General features: G+C 40.7%; 10 protein-coding genes. 4 read left to right on the forward strand and 6 right to left on the reverse strand.

What is annotated here, in order from left to right:
• Positions 1-15 precede the first annotated feature (15 nt).
• Both A9970_RS09125 and A9970_RS09130 read right to left on the reverse strand, forming a co-directional pair.
• On the reverse strand, positions 16-1026 hold the full coding sequence (locus A9970_RS09125) for a FecR family protein (RefSeq protein ID WP_182982086.1): 1011 nt from the start codon (positions 1024-1026) through the stop codon (positions 16-18).
• A gap of 2 nt (positions 1027-1028) precedes the next feature.
• Positions 1029-1643: an RNA polymerase sigma-70 factor gene (locus tag A9970_RS09130; RefSeq protein ID WP_182982087.1), complete on the reverse strand. Its 615-nt coding sequence runs from the start codon at positions 1641-1643 to the stop codon at positions 1029-1031.
• 192 nt (positions 1644-1835) lie between these two features.
• On the opposite strand from A9970_RS09130, the gene A9970_RS09135 reads away from it, so the two are divergent.
• The 4 genes from A9970_RS09135 (at position 1836) to A9970_RS09150 (ending at position 6057) form a co-directional block, all read left to right on the forward strand.
• Positions 1836-2678, forward strand: a complete 843-nt coding sequence (locus A9970_RS09135) for a hypothetical protein (RefSeq protein WP_182982088.1) — start codon at positions 1836-1838, stop codon at positions 2676-2678.
• A gap of 50 nt (positions 2679-2728) precedes the next feature.
• Entirely contained in the window at positions 2729-4729 is a 2001-nt protein-coding gene (locus A9970_RS09140) for a thioredoxin domain-containing protein (protein WP_182982089.1), read from the forward strand.
• Between the two features lie 37 nt (positions 4730-4766).
• On the forward strand, positions 4767-5264 hold the full coding sequence (locus A9970_RS09145; RefSeq protein ID WP_046672788.1) for a peptidylprolyl isomerase: 498 nt from the start codon (positions 4767-4769) through the stop codon (positions 5262-5264).
• Positions 5265-5367: 103 nt separating this feature from the next.
• Positions 5368-6057, forward strand: coding sequence for an SMUG2 DNA glycosylase family protein (locus tag A9970_RS09150; protein ID WP_182982090.1), 690 nt, complete (start codon positions 5368-5370; stop codon positions 6055-6057).
• Here the strand turns inward: A9970_RS09150 and A9970_RS09155 are convergent.
• The 4 genes from A9970_RS09155 to A9970_RS09170 all read right to left on the reverse strand — a co-directional run bounded on the left by A9970_RS09155 (position 6052) and on the right by A9970_RS09170 (position 13322).
• The gene (locus tag A9970_RS09155; RefSeq protein WP_182982091.1) at positions 6052-7197 is read right to left on the reverse strand and encodes a metallophosphoesterase; all 1146 of its coding nucleotides are present in this window, start codon (positions 7195-7197) and stop codon (positions 6052-6054) included. The genes A9970_RS09150 and A9970_RS09155 overlap by 6 nt on opposite strands.
• 6 nt (positions 7198-7203) lie before the next feature.
• On the reverse strand, positions 7204-8655 hold the full coding sequence (locus A9970_RS09160) for a RagB/SusD family nutrient uptake outer membrane protein (RefSeq protein WP_182982092.1): 1452 nt from the start codon (positions 8653-8655) through the stop codon (positions 7204-7206).
• A 9-nt stretch (positions 8656-8664) separates the two neighbouring features.
• Positions 8665-12009 carry a TonB-dependent receptor gene (locus tag A9970_RS09165; RefSeq protein ID WP_182982093.1) on the reverse strand — a complete coding sequence of 1115 codons (3345 nt, stop codon included), beginning with the start codon at positions 12007-12009 and terminating at the stop codon, positions 8665-8667.
• A gap of 128 nt (positions 12010-12137) precedes the next feature.
• The gene (locus tag A9970_RS09170) at positions 12138-13322 is read right to left on the reverse strand and encodes a FecR family protein (RefSeq protein WP_182982094.1); all 1185 of its coding nucleotides are present in this window, start codon (positions 13320-13322) and stop codon (positions 12138-12140) included.
• Between the last annotated feature and the right edge of the window lie 118 nt (positions 13323-13440).

Consider the following 13440-nt stretch of genomic DNA (forward strand, 5'->3'; position numbering starts at 1 on the left):
AGCAAAGCGAAGAGCCTATTCGTAGATACTATATCCCTTTTTACCGGCTTTCCACTTCACATTTAAAGTTTTGGAAAGAATCTGAACAATCTCGTTGAGCGTTTGCCCATCAAAGTACATGCTTAGCTTGCGTGCTTTTAAACTATCTCCAACGACAGTTATATTCGCCCGAAAATGCTTTTCTAGATCTGTACAGATACTATCCAACCGAACATTTGAGTAGCTCAACTTTTGTGCGACATCAGTATCATTATCTACCAACAGATCAATTTTAGATAAAGACGCAGTTTGTCTTTTATACAGTCCCTTTTGATTTTTCTGTAAGACAAGTTCTTTTGCATGATCTCCTTTTCCACTGCTCAAGGCTACACTTCCCTCTTTAACAAGGACTTCGACATCATCTTCCAGTAAATTGACTTCAAAGGTAGTGCCGATATCACGCACATAATTATGTTCAAGATCAACCACAAAGGAGTTTCCTGTTTGATGTTTGACATCGAATAGCGCTTTTCCCTTTTTGAGTTCAACAGTTCTTTGCTGTAGAAATGTCCTTTTGTTAAACATCGCCTCGGCTCCGGCCTGTAGTGTCATGATCGAACCATCGGGAAGTACAGTAGGCTGCTGTGTTACCGATCCGTATAATCGGACTTCATACCCCATCCAACGGTCAAAGTTCAGGTAACCGGCAAAACCGACCACGAACAATACGGCGGCAGCCACAAATTTCATCCAGGGTTTCCAGATTGCTCGTACAGGCGTCTCGATCCCCACTTCTTGTTGATCCCCTGTTTTATCCAACTGATTTTTAAATTTTTCCCATTGGCTACTGGCATCTACCTTTTTATAGCATTCCAGTGCTATAAGGTCATCAGCTATACTTCTAACTTCATCGTATAGCTCGTGGTTCGCCACATCCTCCGAAATCCAACGCCCAAGCAACACTCCTTCCCTTTCGGAAATAGTCCCATCCAGCTCTTTCTGAATCAAGTCATAAGGAATAAATCTTGAAGTATTGTTTTCTTCCATAACTATAAGATAATAAACTGGACAAAAAGTCCCAATGAAAAAAATAAAAAGCCGATTAGAAGCAACAGAAAAGTTTTTTGCTTGGCCAAAGCGACCCGAATTTTATCGTAGGCAATGGTCAAATGATTTTTAACCGTTTTTATTGAAATTCCCAATTGATCCGCGATTTCTTGTTGTTTCATCTTATCGTACTTACTCATAAGAACGATTTTTCGACACTGCGGCGGTAGCCCTTCCAGTATACTTTCGATCATCAACAACTTGGATTCGTAAAGTGCGGCGCGATCAATTTCATCTTCATCATCCGTCAGATCCAGTTCTTTGCTATAATCGTTATTCCGTTCCAATAAACGTTGATTCTTTTTAAGGTAGGTGAGCGAAAGGTTGATAACACTGCGTGATAGGTAAGCTCCCAGTGATTGACTAATGGCCAACTTGCCCGCATTTCCCCATAACATCATAAATACGTCGTTGGTGAGCTCTTCAGCGATTGCCTCCTCTCGCACATACCGAAAAGACAAGATATACAATTTACGGAAATAGCTCTTATAAATAGCTTCAAAAGCATTTCTATCTTTTTGGACTATCTTCTTAAGCAGGTCAACGTCATTTGACATAGGACTTCGGTAAAGCTAATAATAAATGCATGTAAAAATAATCAAATTCATCGGACATTTTATAACATCTAATTAATTTTCAAGCTATAAACGCTTGCCGACAACCAATTAGTTAACGCAACTAAAAAGTGAAACGCCACACCACAAAAAAATTTCTCGTATTTTTTCTATTTTTGCAAAAACATAAAAATAATGTTAAAAAAATATCTTTTAATAAGCTGTATTTCTTTTATTTTCTTTTCTTGTACAAAAGAAAATTATCCTGAAATACCGGAAGTAATAAAACCTGAAGAAAAAGAAGCGGAATCCCTTACAACAAGATTAACCAAAAACATTGATTTATGGTCAGACAATCGGGTTATCAACGTATTTGAACAAGGGGAAATCCATTTATACGAAAAAGATAATCATAAAGATCATATCACTTTATTTATGTGGGAAAAAGAGGTTGTTGATTCAATTGTTTGGCATATCGATGATATTATGCATTACAGTTCAGGGGTTAATCCTTTTCTTTTGGGCACGGGTGTTACATTTCACAAACCGGGCGAATACCGACTAGATGTGTTATTTTATAAAGACAATAAAGTGGTTAAACAAGCTAGCCTCACCATGAGAGCTGTTCCGGGGAATGATTTTTTCAATGTCAATTGGGAAACTCCACCCACAAGAAGCATTGTAGGACAATCCTTTTCTTACAAAAAAGGTTATCGCATCGATCAAACTTATATAAAAGGGCAATACCCCTATAGCTATGTCAATCTCTATTATGGCGATCAATTTCGAAAACAAACACCTGAAAAAGAGAAAGAATATTTGATGGAAGTAGCACGCGAATCTTTTGGTAGCCCCACACTTACCACGACAAACAATCAACAGGCTGAACTTAACGATAAGTACAATAAGCTCTTCAAAAATAAGCTTAATCACCTGCCGATAGCAATTTGGGAAAGAGGTACATCGTCAATCGCTTTAGTTGGAACTCCGAAAGATGCCATTGAGACTTATCAGATCATTGCAGAACCCAAATATTAAAAAACACATTTAAGCCTCCATCATGGAGGCTTTTTCACTACCTTCGTCTTATGGCGAATCAATTGCAATTTGAAAATTCACCCTACCTTAAACAGCACGCACACAATCCAGTAGATTGGATGCCCTGGGGGCCGGAAGCTTTAAAAAAAGCAAAAGACGAAAATAAACTGATCATCGTAAGCATTGGCTACTCGGCTTGCCATTGGTGCCATGTGATGGAGCGTGAAAGTTTTGAAAACTCAGCCATCGCCCAAACCATGAATAGGTTTTTCGTATCAGTCAAAATCGACCGTGAAGAACGCCCTGATATTGATCAAGTTTATATGCTTGCAGTGCAACTGATGACCAATGCCGGGGGCTGGCCCTTGAATTGTATCTGCCTGCCCGATGGGAGACCTATTTACGGTGGTACTTATTTCAAACCGCACGACTGGCAGAATATCTTATTACAAATTGCACAAATGTGGGCGGAGAAACCCGAAGTTGCATTTGACTATGCCGAAAAGCTAAACAATGGTATTCAACGGGCCGAGAAACTCCCCATTCACCCTATTCCAGAGCAATACACAATCGACAACTTAAATGAAATTGTTGCCCCTTGGACCGAGATGTTCGATAAAGAAGAAGGTGGTTATCAAAAAGCACCGAAATTTCCGCTTCCAAACAATTGGTTATTTTTGCTAAAATATGGCGTGCTGGCCAACGATCAGGAACTATTGGATCATGTTCATTTTACGTTGAAAAAGATCGGATCAGGAGGTATATACGACCAAATCGGTGGTGGCTTTGCGCGCTATTCTGTCGATCACTATTGGCATATTCCTCATTTCGAAAAAATGCTCTACGACAACGGACAGCTACTGTCCCTTTATGCCGAAGCCTATCAACAAAGTCAAGATCCGTTCTATAAGCGTATTATCGAAGAAACGATAGACTGGGCCGAACGGGAAATGCTAGCACCAAACCATGGTTTCTATAGCGCATTGGATGCAGATAGTGAAGGTGTTGAAGGGAAATACTATTCCTTCTCCAAAGCTGAATTTAACGAGGTACTGGGGAACGATGCCGCCCTGCTCGGGCAATATTTTAACATCACCGAAGCTGGCAACTGGGAAGAAGAAAAAACCAATATCCCTATTTGCGCCATAAATGCAGACCAGTTAGCAACAAAGGTCAATATGTCAGCTGACGAATGGGCAGATTTTTTAAAAATTTCAAAGAAAAAATTATACGACTATCGTGAAAAACGAGAACGTCCAGGGCTCGACCATAAGCAGCTGACCACTTGGAACGCTTTATTTCTAAAAGGACTAATAGATGCTTATCACAGTCTTGGAAACAGCCATTTCCTTGAACTCGCTTTAAACAATGCCCAGTTTATCTGTACGCATCTTATTCAAGACGATCTCCAGTTATTGCACCAACCAAAAGATAGCAATAGAGCGATCGCAGGCTTCCTAGATGACTATGCATTCACTATTGAAGCCTTTATTGCATTATATGAGGCGACATTTGAGCTCAATTGGTTAACCAAAGCACGACAGCTAGCCGATAAGGCCATTGCATTGTTTTACGATGGAACACAAAAAACATTCTACTATACATCGTCGGAAGCTGAGGAACTCATCGCACGGAAAAGCGAGATTATGGATAATGTAATACCTTCCTCTTCGTCGACAATGGTTCGTCAATTGAAACGATTAGGTTTGCTTTTTGATGATGAAAATTACATCGCCATTACAGACCAATTGCTGGCGAATGTATTCCCGCAAATCAAGACTTATGGCTCTGCCTATTCAAATTGGGCAATATTATTGCTAGAAGAAATATATGGAATCAATGAAATTGCATTGACGGGGGATAAAGCGATGGCTTTCAAAAATGAACTCGGCAACTATTATATTCCGAATAAAATTGTTCTTGGCGGTACAGAAGAAAATCTTCCATTGCTAGAACATAGAGTCGGAAAGGAGACAAAAGCATATCTTTGTAAAAACAGGACCTGCAGTCTACCACAGGATTCAATACAAGCGTTAATAAATTATATTTAATAAACGGTAGCCTCGGGCTTCCAAAAATCAAAATCAGATGGCTATAAAAGCAAACGACGTCGTAGCATTGACGTACAGACTTCACACAGTAGAAAACGGTGAAAAAGTTTTCGTTGAAGAAACAACTGCAGAACAACCTTTAGATTTCTTATATGGTGTAGGTATGATGTTACCTAAATTTGAAGAAAACATCGCAGACTTAAACGTTGGTGATAAAATTTCATTTGAATTGGCACCGGATGATGCTTACGGTCAAAAAGACGACAGAGCATTCGCGCAATTGCCAGTAGATATGTTCAAAGAAACAGGTTTACCTCCAGTAGGAGAAGTATTGCCTTTACAAGACAACCAAGGAAACCAATTCCGCGCTGTAGTAGCTGAGGTTACTCCAGAAGTAGTTGTTGCTGACTTAAACCACCCAATGGCTGGCAAAACATTAAATTTCGATATCGAAATCTTAACTGTACGTCCTGCTACTGAAGAAGAGTTGTCTCATGGACACTCACATGGTGTAGACGGTACGCAAGGTCACTAATCTTAACTCAAGATACAAAAAAACAAAGCCGGGTGTCAAATGACACCCGGCTTTGTTTTTTAACTCTTTAAAAAATCGTATTTTGTTTTTAAACACACAAACGATGCTAACATTTGCGGAAAAAGTAGTTTTATTCAATAAACATCTTCATTATCAAGGAAGTCTTCCCCCAGAGTTCAACGTAATTAACCCTTACCTTGATAACCCCGAGACATTAGTTGTGATGGAACAGTTCTACCACAAATATTACAATGATAATCTAACCAGAAAATTCATTATCGGCATTAATCCGAGCAGACACGGGGCGGGTGTAACGGGAGTTCCTTTTACGGATACCAAAAGATTAGCTAGTGCATGTGGCATACAAATGCAATCCGCACATACCCATGAAATATCTTCGGTTTTTATGTACGATATGATTGAAGCTTATGGCGGCCCAGACATCTTCTACAAACAGTTTTACATCAATTCCCCATTTCCCCTCGCGATTGTCCGAGAAACAAAACCCAACAACTGGATCAATGCAAACTATTACGACGACAAGCAACTTTTTGACATGGTCCGCCCCTTTATGTTGGATTCCTTAAAACAGCACATTTCCATGGGCTTAGCAACAGAGGAGGTCTTTGTCCTCGGAAAGAAAAATGCAATCTTTCTCGCCAAGATCAACAAGGAAGAAAAGTTGTTTGGAAAAATGACCGTCCTCGACCATCCGCGCTATATTCAACAATATAAATCCAAAGACAAACTGCACTTTATCGATAATTATATCAACTTGCTAAGCGGCTTATAAATTAGAGGCGAAGTATTTATTTTTGCTGGCATCGTCATAAAGAATGATAACCTTAGACCCCTGGAGGAGCACTCCACGGCTGCGGCCTTTCAGGCGATTGGCTTCATTGGCTACGTTCACGGCGTAGACCTTCCCCGCATAAAATTTGCTTACCTCCGGAAAAATGGTATGCCCTACAAAGATTCTTTCAGCTCCATATACATGCATCAGCTTTTCTAACTCTGTTTGAGGCAATGGAAGATACTTTTCTTCTTCACGAACCATTCCACGGTACCATAGTGGCCCCTCACTGCCAAATAGGAAAGTAGCAGCTTTCGATTTTTGCCGTTCTTCCTTCTGTTGAAACAGATGTTGACGTACCGAGTCATTGACCGCCGAGATCGACCATTGAGGATCCAACATCGCTGTACTTAGTCCGGCATGAACAAACAGATTATCCCCGATCTTTTCCATGGTATTCTTTGTCTGTAACCATTTCCCCAGTTCGGTATTTACCGACCAAAAGTCACGATAATCCCTGCCTACCTTCTCTGCTAAAGCTTTGTATTTTTCTTGCGTATATTTATAATTTCCACGTAAAACCATCTCTTCATGATTACCAAATAAAAAGTGGACCTGCCCCCCAACTTTTGCAGCCTCGTATTCAAGTTTATAGATCAACCAAAAGATAGGCAAAACATCTTTCCCACGGTCAAACACATCGCCTATGATGACAAGCTGATTGCTCCCAAACGTCCATTCGTAGTTTAACCCAATGACCTTTTGCGCGTTGAGAATCGAATAGAAAGATTCAAAATCACCGTGCGGATCCGACAAGACCACAATCTTTTTGCTTGGACGATAGGACCAGGCAGGAGCCACTATGGGATGACGCCAAACTTCAAAATGGTGCTTACCGTCTTCCGTTGAAACCTTAAAAGCTTTAATATGCTTCGATTTTTCGGACAACACCTGACCATGTTCCACACGGATACAACTACTGTCACCATTTTCATAAAAAAAATAAGGACCGTCAAACTTTCCCAATTCCAAAGTGCTTTGAGCAACAACTCCCTGCACAGCGCCCAATAGAACAAACAAATACCAGATCACGGCGATTCCATAGGAACCGCCGTGCTTTGCTTCTAAATGAATTTTCATATGAAATTAATATCCTTCATTCTGAACAATATTATTATTTGCATCAATTTCAACCCTTGGAATGGCCATTAAAGTTTTAAAAAATGTCCGATCAAAGGATTTTGTTTCCGGTCTCAATGAAGGTGAGACATGGGCAGCGCCCTTTCGTTCGATACGCATATTATTGCGCATAGCATCAAACAAGCGATGTCCCTCCCCTACAAGTTCACGACGGCGTTCTTCCATAACGCGTTCTAAAGTAACTACACCACTAATAGATTTTACCGGATTTGCACGTGTAACAATCGCATTCAAATACTTTAAAGCATTCGCATTGTCACCTAGCTTCACCGCCGATTCAGCAGCAATCAGGTAAGCTTCCGAAAGACGAAGCACCGGGATATCCGCAAACTCTGGATTCTCGCCATCAGCTGTATTTCCTGGATACTTATTTAAGTAGTAATAGTCAACTTGCTTGCTTGTATATTTGGTAATGATTTTATGACGTACATCGTTTGCATCATTCTTGATCAGATTCATATAATCATCCGACAGAATAATATCATTATACCCATTACGCCACAATAAATTGCCAATACCCTCTTTTCCTGGTCCACTTTCTGTCTTTAGAACGGATAGTCCAAATAAAATTTCACTGGTAAAATCCTTTGACCAAACAGTGGCATACTCACTATTCGTCCATAGGATATATTGCCCTTTTGTCGAACTCTGTGCCGCTTCGGCGTCTTTAATGAATTGATTTGTCAGCGCAAAAGCCTTTGCATGATCTCCCGTGTAGAGATAAGCTCTGGCGAGTAGTAGCTGAGCACCAAATTTATTCAGCTTACCATTCTTTTTCGCTGCACTTAACAAGTTCACTGCGTTTTCCAGATCTTCAATCACCTGTTTGTAAACATCCCTAACCGAATTTCGCACCGGTTTATTGGTAGAAGCATGTTTCTCAGTTTCGATCGGTACGCCCAAAGAAGCGCCATTGTCTTTTGTATAGGGAGCTCCAAAAACTTTCACCAAATCAAAATGGGCCATTGCTCTAAGTGTGAGGGCCTGACCTTTGATATCTCCCAGCTCTTCCGTCATTTGGCCTTCTGGAACACCATTTACATAGGTCAAAATACCGTTGGCATTTCTTAATACGCGATAGGGTTGATACCACAATGAACTAGGTGTATTATCTTTATTGAAGTCAAAAAGATAATACTTTGCAGCTCTTTTTGTATCACCATTAGCCAACATATCTTCTCCTGTCACATCCCCATAATAGGTCATTCTTGCGCCATAATACTCATATCCGCGCATAATATCATAAATACCGTTTAAGGCATATCCCGCATCACGAACAGACTTTATGGCCTGCGAACTTTCTGTTGATGTACTCGGCTGCGCTTTCTCCAACCATTGGTCACCGCATCCCACCAAAAAGGTGCAGGATAACAATACCATTGATAATATATTTTTCATAGTCTTTTTTTAGAATTTAACATCCAAACCAAAGGTTACTGTCTTCAATTTAGGGGACTCAAAATACACGGTACCATTTACAGGTACTTCCGGATCATAGTTTTTGTAGGCTGCAAACGTCAATAGGTTTACGCCCGAACAATATGCCCTAATATTACTTACTTTGAGGCGACGCGAGATGTGCTGTGGCAAAGAAATACCAAAAGTCATATTCTTCAATCGAATATGATCTGTAGAATGGACACGACGTGTATTGGCCACACTACTCATATCGTAAGTATTCCCGACCATAAACATCTCAATATCGGTTACGTCACCAGGCTCCTGCCATCTCCGCTCATAATACTGTGGTATATTATCATAGCCAGTTTTCCCCCCTAGTTCAGTCTTGCTTGCACCACTGTCATAAGAGTTGCCCCCAAGAGAATAAGTCCAGGTGAAATTCAGATCAAACATCTTATACCGGAACGTATTGGTAAACCCACCGATCAGTTTTGGATCGACACTTTTGTAAAGAATACGATTGGCTTTGGTATAATCCTCTGTAATATCCCTTGATCCTAAATTTGAAGGGTCATTGACATAATATTGAGGCACCCCAGTCTCCCGGTTTATTCCAGCAAACTCAATTAGATAATAACTATACCAAGGCTGGCCTATACGATGTATTGACGTACCATCGCGTAATTCCTCACTACCATCGGCCAAAGCTATTGTCTTATTTTTGTTCATACCGAAATTCAAACTTGCATTCCACTTGAACGCTTTATCACGTAGAATATCCGCATTCAGATCCACTTCGATACCCGAGTTTCGAATTGCTCCAATGTTTGTCAGGTAAGATCCGAAACCCGTTGTTAAGGAGGTCGGCATATCATTCAATAAATCCGATGACTGTCTTCTATACCATTCGAATGTAAGTCCCAATCGATCAAATAAACGAACATCCAAACCAATATTAAGGTTATTCTGTTTTTCCCATCTTAGGTTTGGATTTCCGATCTGTGTTTCCCTGATACCCGGATTATTCCCATACGGATAGCCAAATCCTGTTAAATCCATATAAGTGAAATAACTTGAAGGCAAAGTACCGTTTGTACCGTAAGACACCCGAATCTTACCATCTGTCAGCACATCATTCAAAGAGTCCATAAAATTCTCTTTCGTAAACTTCCATGCGCCTGACAGGGACCAAAATGTGCCCCAACGGCTGCTCCGGTGAATCCTTGAACTACCATCCATGCGCACACTTCCTCCTAAGAAATACTTATCATCATAATTGTAATTGGCGCGCGAAAGATAGGACAGCAATCGCCATTCCGTATTCGACCCGGAAAGATCAGTGAGCACCGAACCATTGGAAAGTACAATCTTTTCTACCGAAGGGAAGTTATCTTTGGCCCCATCCATGCCGTCCCGACGGTAACGGTTGACTTCATAACCGCCCAAAACATCCAAATGGTGTTTCGTCGCAAATGTCTTGGTATAGGTCAAGCTATTACGCCACACCATTTGATTATAGTCCGTAAAACTTGTAGACAATGAACCATTTGTCTTCTCACCATCTGAAGTCCGCGGATCAGACCAGGAGTTGTACCGAGTCGTTGTATGATCTAAACTGAAGGTTGTATTGAAAACGAGACCATCCATAAACTTATAGTTTGCAAAGGCGGTATTGAACGATCGGTCTGCTTTCTCCCGACGGTAATTATACAATGATGATGCTTTCGGATTACGTGGACCATTGGAGAAAAAATCCAAAAAGAAGGTACCGTCTTCATTGTATACAGGTTCGGAAGCAGTCAGTTTATGACGTGATGAATAGATCGGTGATGTGTAAGTCCCGCCTTCCGAATTAACATCCTGGTTCACATTTGAATATAAAATATTAGCCCCAAGTTCTAGCTTGTCGCTCATTTTGTATTTCACATTCAAACGACCTGTTAACCTTTCAAAACCAGACTGATAAGACAAGCCTGTTTGATTGGTATAGCCCAATGATGTATAGTATGAGACTTTGGAATCCCCACCGGAAGCTGATAAGTCTGCGTTTCTAAATGGTGAATTGCGACGAAATAGTTCCTTTTTCCAATCTGTCCAGCCGCTCCAGGGTTGCGGTGCATATTTATCAATATTGTTTTGTGCAAAATTTTCAATCAGCGTTTCATCAGTCAACTTGTCGATATAACGCGCCTTGTTGCGAAGTCCTTCCAGCAGCATTTCGCGGCGTTGCGGACCATTCATTACTTCACGAAAATCTGTCGCTTGACTGGAAAGCCCGTAGTCACCTTTGAACGAAAATACAGGTTTCCCGGCCTTGCCCGATTTTGTTGTGATCAAGATAACACCGCCTGCGGCACGGGAACCATAAAGCGAAGCTGCTGCCGCATCTTTTATCACCGTAATCTGCTCAATATCTGCATTACTCAAGGTAGACATTACATCGAGGCCAGCATTGTTTGAACTGCTAGAAGAGATATCGCCCGACATCACTGGTATTCCATCAATAACAAAAAGTGGTCTATTAACTGCATTGATAGACCCCATACCCCGTATTCGAATATCCGTTGAACCTCCTGGCTGACCCGATAGGGAATTAACCTGGACTCCAGGTGCATTACCTTGGAGCATCGTCGAAAAATCTACTGCTGGTACATCTGACATACGCTCCGTACGTATTGTTGAAGCAGAGCCAGTATAGTCCGATTTCTTAAATGTACCATATCCAGTGACAACGACTTCTTCCAGATTCGATAGACTTGGATGCATGTTAACATTCAAGATATCTCCGTTCACTTCTACTTCTTTACGCTCATAGCCAACAAAACTAAATACCAGAATTGATCCTCTGCTTACAGCGATTGTATAATTTCCATTGGCGTCTGATGCAGTTGCTATTTTTCCGCCCTTTACGGCGACACTTACTCCAGCAAGCACTTTGCCATCCTGATCGGTAACCTTGCCCTGAACAGGGCTTTGCTCTGCTAGCCAGCCTACATTTGTGAGAGGCGCATATTGCTCGATACGACTGTTATCACTAGTCTTCACAATAATAGAATTACCTTCTTTGATGTAGCTAAGTCCTCTAGAAGACAACAGTTCATTTAATGCTCGGTCTAAGGAGACATTATTAAAATCCACACTGACCTTAGGACTGTTGCTGATAATTTCTGATTTACATAATACGGTATATCCAGTTTGTTTTTTGATTTCCCGAAATACATCAACAATAGGACTATTCTTCTTTTTTATACGCACCGTCTGAGCGAAACTTCCAGCTTGAAGCTGCACGATACTAAACAAAAGAAGCATAATAATCATTTTCATAATAATGAGGTATTTATACTTTTTCATTACATTTGGTTGGTTTTGTTAGTTTAATAAACAGTTGAGTAAGTTTTATTATATCTCGAACCAATTTGCTGGGGAAGTGCCACCTTCCTCAGCTCCTTAAAAGGACGAAATAATGATTTAATGTATTCTTATTTCATCAATTTCACCCTCCTTCCTTCGATCTGAACTTTTATTTTATCGTCTGTCATTTTGATAATCTTAAGTACCTTATCAAAATTGTCCAAACGCGATACTGATCCCCATAACCTAATTTTCGACACACTTGGAGCTATTTCGATATCAATATCATACCATCTCGCTATTTGTGTCAATGCCGTTCCCAAAGGTTCATCATTAAATGTAAACTCATTATTTTTCCAGGCAATACTTTCCTCTACAGCGGCTTGCTGAACAGAGAGTTCCTCGCCATTCACCAAAGCCTGTTCTCCGGGAACAAGCAGTCTTTCCTTTCCTATAGGCACAGATACCTTTACTTTACCTTCCAACAAAGACACTTTTGATTCCTGCTCTCCCGGGAAAGAATAGACATTGAAATGAGTTCCCAATACTTCGACTTTCTCTTTATTGGTCACGACCACAAAAGGTTTATCCCGCATCTTCTCGACCTCAAAGTAGGCTTCTCCATCTAATTCTACGACACGTGTTTGGCCTATAAACTTGTTGGGATAACGCAAGCGCGTATCGGCGTTCAACCACACCTTAGTACCGTCGGACAGAGCAATCTGATATTGCCCCCCTCTAGGCGTTGATAAGACCATCATCTGCCCTTTATCTTCTTGCGTATTCAATGCGACCGAACCATCGTTATACCGTATCTCACTTCCCATTAAGATTCCGCTATAACGACCATCCAGGTCTACATGTGTTCCGTCGGCAAGCTGAAGCCTTGCCTTATTGGCTCCGGGTACAAGATCTTTAGCCAGGAGTATCGGATCAACAACAGTTTGAGCTTGTTCATCTTGTTTCATTTTCCAAGTCCCCAGCCCAATTAAACCGATGATACATGCCGCAGCAGCAGCATACAACCGATATTTTTTGAACCAGCTCACCTGCTGCTCAGTCGACTTTACGTCAATTCGATCTAAAATGGTCGACAATACCCTTTCTTCTGCCTTTATCGCATCAGCCTCAAAAAGACTTTCATAAATTTTAAGCTCTTGCTGAAGGTTTTCTGGATTTTCTAATTCCATTAACATGCTCTGCAATTCTGGGTATTGTTCAAATAACAACCGGAGTTCCACATGCATATCAGGATGAATTTCACCCTTTAAATAGGAGTTCAGAAGTGTTATAATGTGGTCTGTACCATGCATACTTTTCGTTATCGTTTCTTTCGTCAATAAAAACACGGCGACTCACAGAATCTTACATAAAAAAGTAAAAAAATACTAAACAGGTAAAAAAAACAGCGCAGAAGTTTAGAAAACCAAT

Origin of the sequence: Sphingobacterium sp. UME9 (genome assembly GCF_014170215.1) — a bacterium.
Lineage (GTDB): Bacteria > Bacteroidota > Bacteroidia > Sphingobacteriales > Sphingobacteriaceae > Sphingobacterium > Sphingobacterium paramultivorum.